This window comes from Streptomyces rishiriensis (assembly GCF_030815485.1).
In the GTDB taxonomy this organism is placed as follows: Bacteria; Actinomycetota; Actinomycetes; order Streptomycetales; family Streptomycetaceae; genus Streptomyces; species Streptomyces rishiriensis_A.
The window spans coordinates 1,238,013-1,255,514 of sequence record NZ_JAUSWV010000002.1 but is presented as its reverse complement, the minus strand read 5'-3'; the positions used below and the strand labels follow the sequence as shown (position 1 = coordinate 1,255,514).

Below are 17,502 nucleotides of genomic sequence, written 5' to 3'. Positions count from 1 at the left end.
CGCAGGACATCGACAGTGAGGTGGTCTCCGGTCACGTATCCGCGATCCCCGCAGTTCCGGCAGTGGTCAGGCCGGGTCGGCGGAAACAGAAGGCCGGCGCAGGACTGGGGCCGGCAGATGGTGTAGCAGTTCCTTCGGGGCCCTGGTGGCGGTACGGCACCAGGGCCCCTCGACGTGTTCCGGCAAAGAGGTGCGATGACAGCAGACGATTCCTACGGCCGTCTCGATGACGACGACTACCCCGCCTACACGATGGGCCGGGCCGCCGAGATGCTCGGCACCACGCAGGGCTTCCTGCGGGCCATCGGAGAGGCCCGCCTCATCACCCCGCTGCGTTCCGCGGGCGGGCACCGCCGCTACTCCCGCTACCAGCTGCGCATCGCCGCCCGCGCGCGTGAACTCGTCGACGACGGCATCCCCGTCGAAGCCGCCTGCCGCATCGTCGTCCTCGAGGACCAGCTCGAAGAGGCCCGCCGGCGCAACGCCGAACACCGCCGCACCGCCGAGGCGTTCGGAACGCCCGCGGCCTGAGGCGGCACGTGGCCGTTGCCTCTGGTGACAGCGTGTGTGGAGCGTGTAGCGTCTGCGTCAGCTGTCATGGTTCGGAAGTTTCCCTTCGCCCACGTCTTCGGCGTGGGCGTTCTGCTGTGCTGTGCCGCAGGAACCAGGGCGATCACCTCCGCCTGCCACATGGAGTGGGAGGCGTCATCGACCGGAAGGCATCAGACATGGCAACGGGAACTGTGAAGTGGTTCAACGCGGAGAAGGGCTTCGGCTTCATCGCCCAGGACGGCGGCGGCCCGGACGTCTTCGCCCACTACTCGGCGATCAACTCCTCGGGCTTCCGTGAGCTCCAGGAGGGCCAGCTGGTGACGTTCGACGTCACCCAGGGCCAGAAGGGTCCCCAGGCCGAGAACATCAGCCTGGCCTGACCCGTCGGCCCGCCCGAGAGGTCGGGGCTCACCGCGTCCGGCAGCACGCATAGGCCATACGGCCGACGCTGTCAGCCGGACGCGGGACCCCTCTTCTGGGATGCACAGGATCGGGATCGCGCAGCCATGACCGCGCGATCCCGATCCTGTGCGGTGCAGACGGGGCGGCGCCTCCTCTTGCCTAGCGCGGGCGCGGCCCTCAGTGCCCTCCAGCGACCCGGCCCGTACCCCTCGCCCCGTCGGTTCGGCTTCCGGCTTCCGGCCTGCGAGGTGTACCAGGTCAAGCTGACCGTGGCGGCGTTCACCGCGCACCGCATCGCCTCGGTGACCCGGACGGCCCGGGGGTGCCGGGACCCGTGCCCGGGCGGGATGCCGCCACCGAAATATCCGTGCCCTTTCGAGCCGTGAACACGACCGCTTTCCGGCGGAACGCTGCACCCCGGGTGGGTCAATATCTATGGCCGTGAGGTGAGAGTTTGACGCGCCGCACGGAGAGTGTTTTTACCTTAATCGGCAGGGCGGAGTCATTTACCGTACCTGGGCCGCTACATCATGCTACTGTCGATCTCAGTTGCAGTTATGGTTCCCAAAACTTCAAGCGCCTTCGCCGGTGTTTTCGGACGTCGGCGGCGTTTTCGTATGGCCGGTAATTCTCCGGACGGGGCATCATCGCGGCGACCCGGTATCCGTGCATCGCGGGTTTCGGCGTACTGCCCAAGAGGAGAATGACGTGGCATCAGGTACTGTGAAGTGGTTCAACGCAGCCAAGGGTTTCGGCTTCATCGAGCAGGACGGCGGGGGCGCTGACGTGTTCGCCCACTTCTCGAACATCGCCGCCCAGGGCTTCCGTGAACTGCTCGAAGGCCAGAAGGTCACCTTCGACATCGCGTCGGGCCAAAAGGGCCCGACGGCCGAGAACATCGTTCTCGCCTGACGTCGACGCGCACTTCGCAGCTGGGGCCCGCATCCCTCGGGGTGCGGGCCCCAGCTGCGGGCTTCTTCCCGCAGTGGTGTCACCTGGGGGAAGGGCAATGCCCGCGAACCTCGCCCGAGGAACGCGCGGCGCACCGCAGGCGCAAGCGGTAGGCGTCCGGGATTTCACGTCCACATGACGTCAGAGAATTCCGTCGATGCAACCCGCGCCAGACTTACCGCAGTCCAGCTGCACCTCAGATTTTATTTCGCATTCCATTCGGCCCGTTCTTGTGATTCCCTGCGTTGCTTTCCGCCGCGGGAATTCCTTGGTACGCGCCGTATCAAGGAAGGTTCCCCATGAACTCCACACGCACGAATGACCCCTCCTCCCGCCGCGGCCGTACCGACGGCCGCGCCTTCGGCGGCGGCGCCGGTTCGAGGCGGGGCGGCCGTTCCGGCCCGTCCGCCTCGAGCCGTTCGGGGAGTCCGAGCTTCTCGGGCGGCTACGGCCGGCGGCCCGCAGCGCCCCAGGGCGAGTTCGCTCTGCCGGAGACGATCACTCCCGCGCTGCCCGCGGTCGAGGCGTTCGCCGACCTCGACATGCCCAAGCAGCTGCTGGCCGCGCTGACCGCGCAAGGCGTGAGCGTCCCGTTCCCGATCCAGGGCGCGACCCTGCCCAACACTCTCGCGGGCCGCGACGCCCTGGGACGCGGGCGCACCGGCTCCGGCAAGACCCTCGCCTTCGGCCTGGCCCTGCTGGCCCGCACCGCCGGACAGCGCGCCGAGCCGCGCCAGCCGCTGGCCCTGATCCTCGTGCCGACGCGTGAGCTGGCCCAGCAGGTGACCGACGCACTCACCCCCTACGCCCGCTCGGTGCAGCTGCGCCTCGCCACGGTCGTCGGAGGAATGTCGATCGGCAGGCAGGCCAACGCACTGCGCAGCGGCGCCGAGGTCGTCATCGCGACGCCGGGCCGGCTCAAGGACCTCATCGACCGCGGCGACTGCCGGCTGAACCAGGTCGCGATCACCGTCCTGGACGAGGCGGACCAGATGGCCGACATGGGCTTCATGCCCCAGGTCACGGCGCTCCTGGACCAGGTCCGGCCCGAGGGGCAGCGGATGCTGTTCTCCGCCACCCTCGACCGTAACGTCGACCGCCTGGTACGCCGCTACCTCACCGACCCGGTGGTCCACTCCGTCGACCCGACCGCGGGCACGGTCAGCACGATGGAGCATCACGTGCTGCACGTCCACGGCGCGGACAAGCAATGGACGACGACGCAGATCGCAGCGCGCGAGGGCCGGGTGATCATGTTCCTGGACACCAAGCACGCCGTCGACCGGTTGACGCAGGACCTGCTGAACAGCGGTGTCCGGGCCGCCGCCCTGCACGGCGGCAAGTCACAGCCGCAGCGCACCCGAACCCTGGCCCAGTTCAAGACCGGGCACGTCACCGTGCTCGTGGCCACGAACGTCGCCGCCCGCGGCATCCACGTCGACAACCTCGACCTCGTCGTCAACGTCGACCCGCCGACCGACCCCAAGGACTACCTGCACCGCGGCGGCCGCACCGCGCGAGCCGGCGAGTCCGGCAAGGTCGTCACCCTGGTCACCCCCAACCAGCGCCGCGACATGACCCGCCTCATGAGCGCCGCCCGCATCGTGCCTCAGACCACCCAGGTCCGCTCCGGCGAAGAGGCACTCACCCAGATCACCGGCGCCCAGGCACCCTCCGGCATCCCCGTGACGATCACCGCGCCCGTCGCCGAGCGGCGTCAGCGCAGTACCTCCTCGCGCGGCCGACGCAGCCCCGCTTCGGCCGCCCGGCGCATGACCGGGCGGAAGCAGTCCTCGTTCGACGCCGCCGCGTGAGAACCCGTGTCCAGGACATGTCCCACCTCTGCAGGAGGCACCCTTTGACGACGGTTCGGATGCAACCCCGCTCGACGGGCGCCACCCCCGTACCCAGGACGGCGGCCGACGCCATGGACACCGCCGGACCACAGGTCTGTGACGACATGACCGTCGAGGTGGCCCTGTCCGTCATGGCAAGCGCCCGCACCGGGCACCTGCTCGTCTGCGACAACGACGGCGTGTGCACCGGCCTGCTGACCCACGCCCAGCTCACCGCGGTCCGCGACACCCCCGTGTACACGGACCGGGTGCAGCTGCGGGACATCCTCGTCACCCCGGCGCCCTTCGTCTCTCCCGTGGCCACGATGGCCGAAGCCGAGCACACGATGCGCTATCGCCGGCTCGACAGCCTGCCCGTGGTCGACGAACACGGCAACGCCCTGGGCGTCCTCGCCCGCTGAACCGCCTCAACCGCGGCAGAACCATCCCTCTACCTTCTCCCCGTGAGGCATCATGCGCTGTGTCATCGCCCGCTTCCCCTTCGACCTCACCAAGAGCGGCGTCCTGGCATCGATGAAGGGCGTCAAACCCGAGGAAGTCCTCGGGGCGTCCGTGATCGTCGGCCGCCGCACCTACCCCGTCAAGCAGGTCGGGCAGGTCGTCACCCGCCAGGACCGCCGTGACTTCAGCGCCGACGAGGTCCTGCGGGCCATGGCCCAGCTCGGCTTCACCTGCCGCGACGTCTCCCGGGCGACCGCACCGACGCACATCCTCAGCCCGCTCCAGGAGGCATCCGCGATGCTCGGCACCCCCGCGGCCGCCTGACCGACGGACACGCGGCGTCGTCGTCGACACAGCAGTGAGGGTCCGACCGGAATGCGCCGGTCGGACCCTCACCGCTGTCCGGGCCCTGGGCCGTCATGGTCAGGGCGGGGCCGACGCCGACGCCCCGACCCGGACGGGCCACAGGTCTTCACCCGGAGGGGGACGCCTGGCTGGGAGGCGGTACCTGGCTGTTCTCCACACCCCAGCCCGGGGTGAGACGTCTGTGGGACCTGACCCGGGCGGGCTGGCCGCCGCTGGTGGTCGCCGAGAACGGTCTGGAGATCGCGGCGACGTGCACGGTGGCGGACCTGCTGGCCTTCGCCGAACAGCCGGACGCTCCCTGGCCCGATGCCCGCAGGCTCATGGCGGACTGCTGCCAGGCGTTCTCCTCCTCGTTCAAGGTATGGAACACCGCCACGGTGGGCGGCAACGTGTGTCTGGCGCTGCCGGCCGCGCCGATGGTGTCGATGGCGGCCTCCCTCCACGGCGTGTGCGTACTGCGCGCCCCGGACGGCCACGAACGGCTGTCACCGGTAGCCGACTTCGTCACCGGGCCCGGCCGGACGGATCTGCGGCCGGGTGAGATGCTCCGCTGTCTGCGGCTGCCGGCCGCGGCCCTGGCACAGCACACCGCCATGCGCCGCGTCAGCCTGCCCCCGGCGGGCATTCGGCAGCCCTGGTGCGGGGTGAGAGCGCCCGGCGGCCGGGGCCCGGCGCCGGATCGCCGTGACGGAGACGGGGGCCGCCTGCACCGGGGCCGCCGCCGGGAGCGTCTGCCGGAGTGCGTCTGCGTGATGCGGTGGCATACGACCGTTTGCGCCCGTTCCTGTGCCCGCTGTGAGTGTCGGCGGTCGTCCGAGAGGCTACGGCCCGGATCACATCGTGCCTGGGGAGAGAGACCAGAGGTCGACGGCCTGTGGCGTCCGAGTCCCGACTGCCTTGTGGGACCGTGCGGTGGCGATTCGCTGCCTGGTCGCGGAGCGGGTCGGGGCGGGGCGCGTCGGTGCGGCGACCCAGCTGCCCACGGCCATCTCGGCGGTGATGCCCGGTCCGAAGCCGGCGATGATGCCGGACGAGCCGTTCGCGGTGTCACCTTCGTCGAACAGGCGCCTCAGGGCGTCCAGGACCACGGCACTGGCGATGTTGCCGTGCTGGGTGAGCGTCGCCCTGCTGTGGCGAAAGGCATGGGGGTGGACACCCAGGAAGGAGCACAGGTCGTCGAGGATCCGGGGACCGCCGGCGTGAATGATGTAGAAACCGAGCTCTGAGGCGTCCCAGCCGTGTGCGGCGGCGAGGTCGCGCAGGACCGGGGCGAGCGGCTCCATGGTGGTCGGTACGCGCTTGTCGAGCCGGAAGTGGAATCCGGTCGGCTTGACGGCGTAGGAGATCCATTCCTCGGTGTGCGGGATGAGGTAGGAGGCGTTGCGTTCCAGGCGCACCCCGTGGCCGCCTCGGCCCCGCACGACCGCAGCCGCGACCGCGTCGCCGAACAGCCCGTCGGACAGCAGCGATCCGATGTCCAGGTCATTCGGCTGGTAGCACAGGGAGCAGAACTCGCACGAGACGATGAGGACGTTGCTGCCGGGGTGGGCGACGCAGAAGTCATGAGCCCGGTTGATAGCCGCGCCGCCCGCGGCGCACCCCAGTTGAGCTATGGGCAGTTGCCGGGTGTCGGGCCGGAAGCCCATCCGGTTGATCAGCCAGGCGGTGAGGGACGGCATCATGAAGCCCGTGCAGGACACATAGATGATGGCGTCGATCTCCTGCGGCGCCAGCTCGGCGTTGCCCAGGGCGCGCCGTACGACGGCGGGCACCCGCTCCTTGGCCTGCACCTCGTAGGTGCGGTTGCGCTCTTCGAAACCGGGATGGCGCAGGGTCTGCTCGATGGGCTGGACAAGGTGGCGCTTGCTCACCCCGGTGTTGCGGATGAGCCTGAGCGCGAGTGCGAGCTGAGGGTGATCGGCGTGTTGATGCTCCGCCAGGGCGAGCGTGTCCTCAGCGGTGATGACGTACTCGGGGACGTCGACGGCGGGGTGACACAGGATGGGCATGGCTGGACCCTTCACGTAGGGCTGGTTGGGATCGCGGCCGCTGGTGTTCACGGTCCGTGCGGTTGCTGGTGATCCGCAGCGCTGTGATGTGAGCCGGTGACGGGCGGCGTCTCTCGACGGCGAGGACGTTCGGTCGGTTGGCGCTGGGGTGACCGCTTGCGCCGGACCGGCCGCGTCGCGCGGCCCGACGGGCACCGGCCGGACCCTGTGGGGAGGGAGACGCTGTCTCCCGCTGTGCACCGGCGTAGGAAGCGATGGCAAGGACCGGACCTCACCGCCAGTGAAGACCTCTCCGCCCGCGGACGTGAGCTGAGGTAGGCCGAATGGGTGAACCCGGGATGTGCAGGCGTTCTCCACCCCGTCCCCGGTGGCGTCCGCGTTGCTCCCCGGCGATCATGCGCTGCCACGGTGTCGGACGCAGGGTGCGTCCGCGGGGAGGACGATCACTGCTTGGGCGTGACGCCTTCCCTCGGCGCACTCGCGGTCGTAGCACGTCCGGGAGTCGAGTCGTAGCGGACGCTCGCCCTGACTCTCGCCTTCGGCCTTGGCGTCCCCCGTACGGGGAAGGCCCCGGGGTTCTCACCACGGTTCCGCCATGTGAACCCGTCGGCGGATCCGGCATGTGGGCCGCGTGCGGTCCCCGCGCTGGTGAGGCAGGTCCACCGGGCAAGAGGTCGCCACGAACATCGAGCATCGAGCGTCGAGCATCAAAGCGTCGAGCATCAAAGCGTCGACGACCTCGGGCTCGACTTGACCGGATGCTGCCTCCGTTTTACTCTCGGATAAGTGCGGAGGTAGCCTCCGTATTGACGATTCACCGGTCGTGCGAGGGAGGAGTGCGTGTGAGCACCGATGAACGGCAGGGGCGCAAGCCCCGTGCGGACGTTCAGCGCAACCGCACGGCCCTCCTGGAAGCGGCGCAGCGCCATTTCCTGAAGTACGGCGTCGGCACGTCCCTGGAAGCGGTGGCCAAGGAGGCGGGCGTCGGGCCCGGCACGCTCTACCGGCACTTCCCGACCCGGGAGGCGCTGCTGGCGGCCGTGCTGCAGACGCGTTCCGAGGAGCTGGTGGCCCGCCGGGCGGACATCGAGCAACTCGGTGACGCCAAGCAGGCGTTGGGGCAGTGGCTGCGGGCGATGGAGGAGTACTTCAGCGCCTTCAGCGGGCTGCCGGAGCCGCTCATGGCCGCGGCCAGAGCGCAGGAGCCGGGCAATCCGCTCACCCTTCCCTGCGACACCCTCATCTCCGCCACCGACGCCTACGTGCGGGCCGCGCAGCTCGCCGGACACGTGCGTGCGTCGGTGAAGGGGTACGACCTGTTCCTCGCAGCGATCTCCGTTGCCTGGATCAAGGGCACCCGCGCCACCGACGCGGAGTCGCTGGACCGCCTCCGCTCGCTCGTCGAAAGCGGCTACCGAGAGCGCGGCGAACAGGCGTAGAGACCCCCGGACACGCTTCCCCGGTCGGCCGCCGGGGTGTCCGGCATGCGACGAACCCCGCCGGAGTCAGCCCGCGGTCCACCGCACAGTCATCACATCGTGCTGCCCCTGCCCTGGGGCAGCACGCCCTTCGAAAGGACACATCATGAAAATCACTGTCATCGGTGCAGGGGCGATCGGCGGCAACCTTGCCCGCAAGCTCAGCACGGCCGGGCACGACGTTCAGGTGGCGGTCGCCCGGGGCCCCGAGAACGTGCCGGCCGAGGTGCTCGAATCCGGTGCCCGCGCGGTGACTCCGGACACCTCGGTCCAGGACAGGGACGTGGTCATCCTGGCCATCCCCTTCGACCGGGTCCCGCAGCTTGCGGAGCTGTTCGCCTCCGTACCCGCCGAGACGATGGTCATCGACACCTCCAACTACTACCCGCACCTCAACGGGCACATCGACGGACTCGACAACGAGCAGGTGGAAAGCCTGTACAACGCCGAGCAACTGGGACGACCCCTCGTCAAGGCATGGAACGCCGCCCTGGCCGCCACCCAGCAGACCAAGGGCGTTCCGGCGGGGACCCCGGGCCGCATCGCCGTCCCGGTCGCCGCCGACTCCGACGAGGCACGGCGCGTGGCCATGCGCCTTGTGGACGACACCGGATTCGACCCCTTCGACGCAGGCAGGCTGGCCGACTCCTGGCGCCAGCAGCCGGGCACGCCCGCCTACTGCACCGAGCTGAACGTCAAGGAGCTGGAGGCGGCCCTGGCCGCGGCCGACCGCGCCAAGGCGCCGCGTACACGTGACGACCTGATGGAGCGCTTCGCCGCGTTCACCTCCGCGCCCACCCTGGAGGAGGTCGTCGAGATGAACCGCTCCGCCCACCACTGACACCGGACTGCCGCCAGGTCGGTGTGTGGTCATCCGGCGCGACCACCTCGGCTCCCGTGACCAGTACGGGCTCGACCCGCGACGCACAGAACCCGCGCCGGTAATCCCCGCACGCCGCCCTCCGACACCACCGTCCGGCAGGCGTTGCGCGAGGTGGCGGGTGGAGGAGTCCTTCCCGGTCCGGCAAGGGACTCACCGGACCGGACGAGCACCAGGTCCGCCGCTCTGCCCTTGGTCCCGCTGCGACGCCGTCACCAGGCCCGATCGCAGGCGGCCCACTACGGGGCGGCCAGCCGCCCAGGCATGACCCGAGCGCTTGAGCTGGTGCATCCGTCAGGCACGGCGCTCGGCATTCGGTCCGGTCACCGCGCGAAGTCCGGTCACCCGGCGGCGGCCAGGCGGCGCCGAAGCTCCTCCTGCGAGACGTCCTCCACGTGGGTCAGAAATACCCACAGGTGACCTGAAGGGTCCTTGAGGATGACGGTGCGGTCACCGTGGAACATGTCCTTCGGCGGCTGGAGGATCTCAGCGCCGGCGGCTTCTGCGCGTTCCGCCAGGCTGTCGACGTCCGGCACGAAGACGTGCAGCGTGACGGACGTACCTCCGCCGAGCGAGGTCGGCGCGGCGAAGGAGGCGGCCTCCGCCTCGTCCACGCCGGCGTCGCCCAACATCAGGGCAGAGCGTCCGATGGTGATCTCGGCGTGCAGGATTCCGCCGCCCGGCGCGTCGATCCTGAAGTCCTCACGGGCGCCGAACGCCCGCTCGTAGAAATCGATGGCCGCGGCGGCGTCTTCGACCATGATGTGGGGGATCACGGCATAGCGGTAGCGGTCGGGGATCTCGATACGGGCTGTGCGCTCGGTCACGGCGAACCTCCTCGAAAAGGCACCGCCGGCCGGTTCCTGCGGCTCCGGTAGGAACCTAGAAGCTCAAGTCTGGTTGAGGTCAAGTGTCCATGTGGCCCCCAGGTCTCTGCGCTGCACCGAGGGTGTCCGGCGCCGCGACTTACGATGATCGGATGCTGACGTTCACCGATGTCATTCTCGACTGCCCCGACCCGTGGAAGCTGGCGGAGTTCTATGCCGAGCTGCTGGGTTGGGAGATCAACACCGACATAAGCCAGAAGGACTGGGTCAACCTGCGCAACGACGGCGTCGAGTTGTCGTTTCAGCGGGTGGAGAACTACCAGCGGCCCAGCTGGCCGGGCCAGGAGCACCCGCAGCAGTTCCATCTCGACTTCGAAGTGGACGAGTTCGAGCCCGAGCAGCGCCGGGTGATCAAGCTCGGCGCCACCCTCCAGAAGAGCTTCGTCGGCGAGTCCGGCTACGGCTGGCAGGTCTACACCGACCCGGCCGGGCATCCGTTCTGCCTCTGCCGCAACCGTCCCCAGTCCTGACCGCCCCTTACGAGGATCCGCCCCGGCTACGAACGGAGCCGGGGCGGAAAGAGGCGAACGTCGCCTGATGCGGCACTAGATGCCGGGGCTTCTCGTGGCGGATGCCCGCGGCGACTCGCATGGGATCATCCGTCCATGAGCAGCGACCTGGAAGTGAGCGCTCTGGCGATCAATGTCACGATCCCGGAGTCGCTCCGCTGGACGGACACTCGACGCGGTGAAGCGTTCACGTTGGCCACCCTCAACGTCCGGCTTCTCCCGGACGGTCACCTCGCCGTCAAGGCCTATGGCCGGCCAAGCGGTGGTGGTCGGGGCGCATACGTCTCGTTTCCCGTGCCGGACAGACCCGAACTGGCGGCACTGGTCGACGACGCTGCCAGCCGGGCCGGGGCGTTGTGGGCCGCTCATCGTGGTCTCGGCTGAGCTCAGTACGAGTCTCTCTCCCGTCCGAGCCGGGCCAGCTCGTCGAAGGTACGGATCAGGACCGCGCGTCTGTCGTCCTGGTAATCCGGTGAGACCTCCAACTCGTCGATGTAGCCCTCCCACACCGCCAGGTACGTCTTCTTCCACCCCTCGACCACCTCGGCCTCGGGCAGCGACGCCCCCACGTAACTCTGCCGGGCCATGAGGGCCAGGAGCTCCAGGTTGGCCGGTACCGCGACTCCCCAGTACTCGTCGGGTTCGATCCCGACGGGATCGCCGCTCATCGCGTCCGCGACCTCGGTGATGAGCCGGTCCGTGAGGATCGACAGATGATCCGCGGCCGTGTCGTTGTCGAAGTTGCCGGTGCCCCAGTCACCCACGGGGTCTCGTGCCACTTTCAGACCTGTCTGCCCGTCGGCCCGCGTTGCCATGCGGGTAGGGTCCGTGGGCATGCATCCGGTTACAAGTTCAGGAGCGCGTCTGGGCTTGCGGGAACTCGCCATCCCGGACGTGGAGGCGTTGCTCGCCATCTACGGCAGCCCGGAAGCCACCGAGCACCTCTCGTTTGAGCCGCGAAACCGCCAGCAGGTCGAACAGGTCGTGACCTGGTCCGTCTCAGCGGCCACGGCGACGCCTCGCACGGAGTATGCGCTGGGCGTCGTCGAGTCGGAAACGGCTGAGCTGATCGGGTCCGGCCGCTTGGCCCTTGATCCTCACCAGCAGCGCGGAGCCACCCTGGGTTTCGCGCTGCGCCCGGATGTGTGGGGGCGGGGCTACGGTGTGGAGACGGTGCGGCTGCTGCTGAGCGTTGGCTTCAACGACCTGCGGTTGCACCGCATTTGGGGTGCCCGGTCTCCTGTCAATGAGGCCTCCGCCAACACCATGAGGGCCGTTGGGATGGTCGAGGAGGGCACGATTCGCGAGCATGTGCTGAAGGCGGGGCAGTGGAGGGACTCCGTCGTCCACGCGATCCTCGAGCGAGAGTTCTTCTCCGGCTCCTGAACCCGCAGGACGCAGAGAAGGTGCCCGTATCCGCATCGAGGAGGCCATCCGCTGGGGCGGACGCCCCCTCGCATCCACAGCCCGACACCGCCCGGTGGCCCGCGACTCAAAAGCCTCGGTAGACGCCGTCGCCGTCGACGGCGCAGACGAACTCCTCGAAGTCCATGTTCGCCCCCGAGAGGTTGTTCTCGATGCTCCACAATTCGGTCGCCACAACGCGGACACTCCGCCCACGCTCACCCCGCAGGTCCACCATGAGAAGAGGCAGTTCAGCCGAGGCAAGAGTGACCGAGTCCGCCAGCACGAGAAGCGGATGCTGATATTCCGTAGGGATCAGGCCGAGGGCCCGGTCGGGTGTCAAGCCCTCGTACCCCCGGTCATCGACAAGTGTGACGTCGGCCAGGAAACCGTCCCTGCCGGGCGAGTACAGCGCGGCCCGCAGAGCGTCCCAGGCACCGTCTGCTGAGAAGTCAGTGCGCACGACGAGTGCTTCCAAGGCGTTGGGGAGCTGCTTCATGCGCGGACGATACCGTCAACCCTGTGAAGCCATCCTGGTCTTCTGGTCTCGGCCGGCGGCCTCGGTGCACTGTGAGCACAGCGTCGGTGCACGGGTGGACAAATGCAGTCCGCTCGGCGGATTTAGCGTGGCGGAGCAAGACACCGCACATCGAATACAGCAGGAGATGCCATGTCCGACGTCGTCGAGCCGGTCACGCCGGTGCTCGAACCCGAGGCCGCGGCGTTCGCCGAGGCGACCGCCAACCCGCCGTACCTCTTCGACCTGCCGCCGGCCGAAGGGCGCAAGGCCGTCGACGAGGTCCAGTCCGGTGAGATACACAAGCCCGCGGTCGACGAGGAGTGGATCACCGTCTCCGGCGGTCCCACGGGCAGCGTCCGTGCGCGGTTGGTCAAGCCGGCCGGCGCCGAGGGCACCCTCCCGGTGATCCTCTACATCCACGGCGCGGGCTGGGTGTTCGGCAACGCGCACACCCACGACCGGCTGGTGCGCGAACTCGCCGTCGGCGCCGAGGCCGCGGTCGTCTTCCCCGAGTACGACCTCTCGCCCGAGGCTCGCTACCCGGTCGCCATCGAGCAGAACTTCGCGGTCGCCCGGTGGATCGTCGAGGAGGGCGCGTCCAAGGGGCTCGACGCCACGCGCATCGCCGTCGCCGGTGACTCCGTCGGCGGGAACATGACCGCCGCGCTCACCCTGATGGCCAAGGAACGCGGCGGCGTCCCGCTGGTCCAGCAGGTGCTCTTCTACCCCGTCACCGACGCGAGCTTCGACACCGGCTCGTACCACCAGTTCGCGGAGGGCTACTTCCTGCGCCGCGACGGCATGCAGTGGTTCTGGGACCAGTACACGACCGACGAGGCCGAGCGCGCCCAGATCACCGCGTCCCCGCTGCGCGCCACCACCGAGCAGCTCAAGGACCTGCCCCCGGCGCTGGTCATCACCGGCGAGGCCGACGTGCTGCGCGACGAGGGCGAGGCGTACGCGAACAAGCTGCGCGAGGCCGGTGTCCCGGTCACCGCGGTGCGCTTCCAGGGCATCATCCACGACTTCGTGATGCTGAACGCGCTGCGCCCGACCTACGCCGCCGAGGCCGCCATCACGCTCGCCGTCGGCACCCTGCGCGACGCCCTGCACGTCTGATCTCCAGGAGACCCCTTCCCATGACCACTCCCACTGTCGTCCTGGTCCACGGAGCGTTCGCGGACGCGGCCAGCTGGTCCGGCGTCATCGCCGAGCTCCAGGGCCACGGCGTCCCCGTGATCGCCCCGCCGAACCCGCTGCGCGGCCTCGCCTCCGACGCGGCGTACGTCGCCTCCTTCGCCGCTCAGATCGACGGCCCCGTCATCCTCGTCGGGCACTCCTACGGCGGCGCCCTCATCACGGTGGCCGGCACCACGCAGAACGTGGTCGGCCTCGTCTACGTCGCTGCCTACGCGCTGGCGGAGGGCGAGAGCCTCGGCGAGCTCCAGGGCCGCTTCCCGCTCTCCACGCTGGTCAGCAACCTCAAGCAGTGGACGTATCCGGTGCCGGGCGGTGACCCGGCCGTCGAGGTCACCATCGCCGAGGACGCCTTCCCGTCGGTGTTCGCCGCCGACCTGCCCGCGGACGTCACCAGGATCCTGGCCGCGTCCCAGCGCCCGCTGGCCGCCGCCGCGTTCGAGGAGACCGCCGCCGCGGCCGCCTGGCAGACCAAGCCGTCCTGGGCGCTGATCGCCGGTGCGGACGAGGCCATCAACCCCGAGGTCGAGCGCTTCGGCGCCCAGCGGGCCGGGGCGACGGTCGTCGAGATCGACGGCGCCTCGCACGCCGTCGCGGTGTCCCAGCCCAAGGCGGTCGCGGACCTGATCCTCGAGGCGGTCCGCGCGACGAGCTGACGCCCACCGACGACAGCCGCGCGGACGTGACCCCTGTGCACGTCCGCGCGGCCCGTCAGCGGCCCCGCACCCGTCGTACGAGGTCGGCGGCGGCCCCCGGCCACTCGGGATGGTCGAAGGCGAAGCCGGCGTCGAGCAGCCGGCCGGGGACCACGCGCCGGCTCTTCAGGAGCAGTTCGGTGTCCGAGCGCAGGGCGAAGGCGCCGATTTCCGCCATCCACTTCGTCGCGGGCAGGCCGGCCGGGACCCGCCACGCCCCGCGCAGCGCGCGCATGAACGCGCGGTGGGGGAGGGGGCCCGGGGCGGCCAGGTTGACCGGCCCGGCGAGGTCCTCCCGTGCGACGAGGAACTCGACCGCGCGGACGAAGTCGTGGTCGTGGATCCAGGACACGTACTGGCGGCCGCCCGCGACCGGACCGCCGAGGCCGAGCCGGGCGAGCCGCGACAGGACGTCGAAGACCCCGCCCCGGTCCGGGCTCATCACCATCGCGGCCCGCAGGGCCACCTTGCGGGTGTGCGGGGTGTCGGCGTTCTCCTGCTCCCGCTCCCAGGCGGTCGCGATGTCCACGCTGTGGCCCCAGTAGTCCGGGACGCCGGGCTCGGCTCCGCCGATCACGCCGGTGGCCTCGTCGTTGGGGGCGTCGAACCGGTGGGCGTAGACGGTGGCGGTGCTCATCTGGAGCCAGATCCGTGGGGGCCGCGCGGCGGCGGCGATCGCCTGGCCGACGACCCGGGCCGAGTCCACCCGTGAGTCCATCATCGCCCGCAGGTTGTCCGGCGTGTAGCGGCAGCTGACGCTGCGGCCTGCCAGGTTGACCACGACGTCACTGCCGTCGATCGCCTCGGCCCAGGGGCCGAGCGTACGGCCGTCCCACAGGATCTCGTCGTGACCCGTGGGCTGTCTGCTCAGCACCGTGACCTCATGTCCGGCGGCGGTCAGCGCGCGGCGCAGCACAGTCCCCACCTGCCCGGTCCCGCCCGGTAGCACGATCTTCATGAGTAAGGCCCCCTCCGTGTCAGAAGGGGACCCTACCCGCTATTTGAACGCGTTCAAAATGTGGTGTGGTGTCAGCGTGCCGCGTGCGCCTCCAGCGCGGCCCTGACCCCCGACTCCAGCGCGCCCTCGATCCACGACGGCTTGACCGAGGTGTGGTCGCCCGCGAAGAGCAGCGGCCCCTCGGCGGCGCGGATGGCGCTCAGCAGCTCCGTGTGCTGACCGGGGAGCAGCACGGACGCCTCCCCGTAGGCGTACGGATCGCGCAGCCAGCTCTGGGTGCGGCCCGCGCCCGTGTAGAAGACCTCGACGCGCCGGCCGTAGACCTGCTGGAGTCCGCGCAGGGCGTGCGGGTAGCGCGCGTCGTCGTCGAGGGAGTCCCAGCGGGAGGCGTCGTCGGCCCAGCTGTAGGAGGCGAGGACGACGCCGCCCGCGCTGCCGTCGACCGGATGGGACGGGTTGATCATGAACCGGTTGGAGTTGTCGGAGACCGAACCCCCGCCGACGATGTGCGCCGCCTCGGGCTGGTCGCGGGTCGCCCACCGGTGGGCGGCGTAGTGCACGCGCTGTCCCGCGGTGATGTGCCCCGGGGGAACGGACGGGTGAACGCCGAGCAGACTCCCGTCGGCCGGCGCCCTGCCCGTCCGGTACTCCTCGTACAGCCCCGGCCGTACGGCGTCGAGTTCCCGCTTCCAGTCCGCCTCGTCGAACTCCCACCAGCGGCGGCTGAACTCCAGCAGCACCTTCGTCGCGCTGTCGTAGTGCAGTTCCGCGACGGAACGCCGCTTCTTGTACGACATCAGCGGGCTGATCTGCACCTGACGCAGCCCCGAGAACGGCACCGTGACGATCGCGAGGTCGGCGGTGAACTGCTCCCGCACCACCTTGCCGTCGCGCCCCTCGGAGACGGTGTCGATCCACACGTGCGGTCCGTCGGCCCGCACGTGCGCGGTGTCGTCGTTGCCGTGCCGGTCCGGCGCCCAGTACTCGATGTGTGTGGCGCGCCGGTCGAGCCGGATGACGTCCGCGACCTCCTTCAGCAGGGCGTCGGGGAGCGTCGCCGTGCCGCCGACCAGCTCCCAGAACTCGGTGTCCGGGCTGATGAGCGAGGCGCTGATGAAGCTGTGGATGAAGGACAGCGGCAGCCGGGAGGTGAGGTTCTCCAGCGTGCCGACCAGGTCCACGGTCCGCTCGTCGAGACCCGCCTCCTCGGTCAGGAACCGGTACATCGACCAGTCGCCGAACCGCTGCACCACCCGAGCCCAGCCCCGCACCCGTTCCGGCAGCGGCTTGTCCACCCGCTTGCCGTCGGCGCCCCGGGTGCTGAACTCGTCGCGCACCGGGTCCAGCGCCTCCCGCAGGATGGTCGCCGACGGGGTGTCCCAGTACTTTCTGGGGACCCCGAAGGACCGGTTGACCCTGCGCGGCGACGCCGCGTACGCGGAGCGGCGCACCCGGACGCCGTTGACGTGCAGCCAGGCGTTGTTGACGGGTTTGCCGTCCGCGTCGACGTCCACGAGGTGGAACCGGCGTTTCTCGACGCCCAGTTGACGGATCAGACTCATCACCAGCGGATGGCTGCCGGGGATGCGCATGGCGCCCGCCTCCGCGTACTGCCTGGCGTCGGCGAACGCCTGCGGCGCGTGCTCGTGCCCGCCGGTACGGAAGGTCTTGATGCGGCCGCCGACCCGGTTGCCGTTGGCCTCCACGAGCGTGACGCGGTGTCCGGCCCGCTTCAGCAGCCAGGCGGCCACCAGCCCGGCGGGTCCGGCGCCGATCACGAGGACCTTCTTCCCGGTCCCGGTCCCGGTCCCGGCCCCGGTGCGGGGCAGCCCGCCGACGAGGGCCTTCTCGTACCCCGGCACCAGCGGCCGGTCGTGCTCGTCCACCACCAGCAGCGCTCGCGCCACGGTGAGGCAAGTGGCCCAGTCGGCCGTCGACCTGGGCGGGCAGGCGGCTTCCCGGGGGAGGGCCGCGGCCGGCGCGGCGGCCGTGAGCGCGGCGGCGGCCGTCGCGGTGGCCGCGGCGAACCGTCGGCGGGTGAGCCGATCGGTGTGTACAGAAGTGGGAGGATTGTCCATATGCCCTGGATAGGCGCTGAGCGGAGGCGGGGAGGCGTGCTCCCGTGGATCACCACCTGATCGTGTAAGCGCACCCGCGGGGGAGTGCTCCCGCGGGTGCTTCCGGCGCAACGGAAAGTCGGATGAGGGAGGTTTGCGCCGCGCTCGGGGCCGTGTCGGACGCTCGCCCATCAGGTCAAGTGTCCCGGACCCTTGACTCGGTAGGGGGTCTGTCGCGATCCTCGTCCCACTATCTTGCGCGGGTCATGACAATCTGATGGGCAGTCGAAAAGCCCACTTCCACCGCGCTTTCCCGCCGACCGAGGGACGTGGGCTGTGA

The 17,502-nt window shown here is 70.0% G+C and carries 20 protein-coding genes and 1 pseudogene; 14 read left to right on the top strand and 7 right to left on the bottom strand.

The window, feature by feature from the left end; all coding sequences use genetic code 11:
* Positions 1-195: 195 nt before the first annotated feature.
* The 6 genes from QF030_RS07960 (at position 196) to QF030_RS07935 (ending at position 4,526) form a co-directional block, all read left to right on the top strand.
* A complete protein-coding gene (locus QF030_RS07960) occupies positions 196-531 on the top strand; it encodes a helix-turn-helix domain-containing protein (RefSeq protein ID WP_307161951.1) in 336 nt (111 codons plus the stop codon).
* 197 nt (positions 532-728) lie between these two features.
* Positions 729-932 carry a cold-shock protein gene (locus tag QF030_RS07955; RefSeq protein WP_307161950.1) on the top strand — a complete coding sequence of 68 codons (204 nt, stop codon included), beginning with the start codon at positions 729-731 and terminating at the stop codon, positions 930-932.
* Positions 933-1,662: 730 nt separating this feature from the next.
* Positions 1,663-1,866, top strand: a complete 204-nt coding sequence (locus QF030_RS07950; RefSeq protein WP_031055606.1) for a cold-shock protein — start codon at positions 1,663-1,665, stop codon at positions 1,864-1,866.
* A 338-nt stretch (positions 1,867-2,204) separates the two neighbouring features.
* Positions 2,205-3,719: a DEAD/DEAH box helicase gene (locus tag QF030_RS07945; protein WP_307161949.1), complete on the top strand. Its 1,515-nt coding sequence runs from the start codon at positions 2,205-2,207 to the stop codon at positions 3,717-3,719.
* Between the two features lie 59 nt (positions 3,720-3,778).
* A complete protein-coding gene (locus QF030_RS07940) occupies positions 3,779-4,162 on the top strand; it encodes a CBS domain-containing protein (protein WP_373428746.1) in 384 nt (127 codons plus the stop codon).
* 52 nt (positions 4,163-4,214) lie between these two features.
* Positions 4,215-4,526 (top strand): SCO5918 family protein, encoded by a 312-nt coding sequence (locus tag QF030_RS07935; RefSeq protein WP_307161947.1) that lies wholly within the window; start codon positions 4,215-4,217, stop codon positions 4,524-4,526.
* A gap of 148 nt (positions 4,527-4,674) precedes the next feature.
* Here the strand turns inward: QF030_RS07935 and QF030_RS07930 are convergent, their stop codons facing one another.
* On the bottom strand, positions 4,675-4,926 hold the full coding sequence (locus tag QF030_RS07930) for a hypothetical protein (protein ID WP_307161946.1): 252 nt from the start codon (positions 4,924-4,926) through the stop codon (positions 4,675-4,677).
* Here QF030_RS07930 and QF030_RS07925 point away from each other — a divergent pair.
* A pseudogene (locus QF030_RS07925) lies at positions 4,826-5,077 on the top strand (FAD binding domain-containing protein); the annotation flags it as partial. The gene QF030_RS07930 and the pseudogene QF030_RS07925 overlap by 101 nt on opposite strands.
* A gap of 324 nt (positions 5,078-5,401) precedes the next feature.
* On the opposite strand, the gene QF030_RS07920 reads toward QF030_RS07925, so the two are convergent.
* The gene (locus tag QF030_RS07920; RefSeq protein ID WP_307161945.1) at positions 5,402-6,577 is read right to left on the bottom strand and encodes a type III polyketide synthase; all 1,176 of its coding nucleotides are present in this window, start codon (positions 6,575-6,577) and stop codon (positions 5,402-5,404) included.
* An 842-nt stretch (positions 6,578-7,419) separates the two neighbouring features.
* Here QF030_RS07920 and QF030_RS07915 point away from each other — a divergent pair.
* Together QF030_RS07915 and QF030_RS07910 are read left to right on the top strand one after the other, a co-directional pair.
* Complete coding sequence (locus tag QF030_RS07915) at positions 7,420-8,016, top strand: TetR/AcrR family transcriptional regulator (protein WP_307161944.1); 597 nt, start codon at positions 7,420-7,422, stop codon at positions 8,014-8,016.
* Positions 8,017-8,161: 145 nt separating this feature from the next.
* Complete coding sequence (locus QF030_RS07910; protein WP_307161943.1) at positions 8,162-8,896, top strand: NADPH-dependent F420 reductase; 735 nt, start codon at positions 8,162-8,164, stop codon at positions 8,894-8,896.
* Between the two features lie 380 nt (positions 8,897-9,276).
* Here QF030_RS07910 and QF030_RS07905 read toward each other — a convergent pair whose 3' ends face one another.
* On the bottom strand, positions 9,277-9,762 hold the full coding sequence (locus tag QF030_RS07905) for a VOC family protein (RefSeq protein WP_307161942.1): 486 nt from the start codon (positions 9,760-9,762) through the stop codon (positions 9,277-9,279).
* Positions 9,763-9,914: 152 nt separating this feature from the next.
* On the opposite strand from QF030_RS07905, the gene QF030_RS07900 reads away from it, so the two are divergent.
* On the top strand, positions 9,915-10,292 hold the full coding sequence (locus QF030_RS07900; protein WP_307161941.1) for a VOC family protein: 378 nt from the start codon (positions 9,915-9,917) through the stop codon (positions 10,290-10,292).
* 135 nt (positions 10,293-10,427) lie between these two features.
* A complete protein-coding gene (locus tag QF030_RS07895) occupies positions 10,428-10,715 on the top strand; it encodes a hypothetical protein (RefSeq protein WP_307161940.1) in 288 nt (95 codons plus the stop codon).
* Positions 10,716-10,717: 2 nt separating this feature from the next.
* On the opposite strand, the gene QF030_RS07890 is transcribed toward QF030_RS07895, so the two are convergent.
* Complete coding sequence (locus QF030_RS07890; protein ID WP_307167505.1) at positions 10,718-11,095, bottom strand: DUF4259 domain-containing protein; 378 nt, start codon at positions 11,093-11,095, stop codon at positions 10,718-10,720.
* Between the two features lie 70 nt (positions 11,096-11,165).
* On the opposite strand from QF030_RS07890, the gene QF030_RS07885 reads away from it, so the two are divergent.
* Entirely contained in the window at positions 11,166-11,717 is a 552-nt protein-coding gene (locus QF030_RS07885; RefSeq protein WP_307167504.1) for a GNAT family N-acetyltransferase, read from the top strand.
* Positions 11,718-11,823: 106 nt separating this feature from the next.
* Here QF030_RS07885 and QF030_RS07880 read toward each other — a convergent pair whose 3' ends face one another.
* A complete protein-coding gene (locus QF030_RS07880) occupies positions 11,824-12,234 on the bottom strand; it encodes a DUF6924 domain-containing protein (RefSeq protein ID WP_307161939.1) in 411 nt (136 codons plus the stop codon).
* A 171-nt stretch (positions 12,235-12,405) separates the two neighbouring features.
* On the opposite strand from QF030_RS07880, the gene QF030_RS07875 reads away from it, so the two are divergent.
* A complete protein-coding gene (locus tag QF030_RS07875; RefSeq protein ID WP_307161938.1) occupies positions 12,406-13,374 on the top strand; it encodes an alpha/beta hydrolase in 969 nt (322 codons plus the stop codon).
* A gap of 20 nt (positions 13,375-13,394) precedes the next feature.
* Positions 13,395-14,108: an alpha/beta fold hydrolase gene (locus tag QF030_RS07870; RefSeq protein WP_307161937.1), complete on the top strand. Its 714-nt coding sequence runs from the start codon at positions 13,395-13,397 to the stop codon at positions 14,106-14,108.
* A 55-nt stretch (positions 14,109-14,163) separates the two neighbouring features.
* On the opposite strand, the gene QF030_RS07865 is transcribed toward QF030_RS07870, so the two are convergent.
* Both QF030_RS07865 and QF030_RS07860 read right to left on the bottom strand, forming a co-directional pair.
* Positions 14,164-15,105: a DUF1731 domain-containing protein gene (locus QF030_RS07865; RefSeq protein ID WP_307161936.1), complete on the bottom strand. Its 942-nt coding sequence runs from the start codon at positions 15,103-15,105 to the stop codon at positions 14,164-14,166.
* Positions 15,106-15,176: 71 nt separating this feature from the next.
* The gene (locus QF030_RS07860; RefSeq protein WP_307161935.1) at positions 15,177-17,183 is read right to left on the bottom strand and encodes a flavin monoamine oxidase family protein; all 2,007 of its coding nucleotides are present in this window, start codon (positions 17,181-17,183) and stop codon (positions 15,177-15,179) included.
* Positions 17,184-17,502 lie beyond the last annotated feature (319 nt).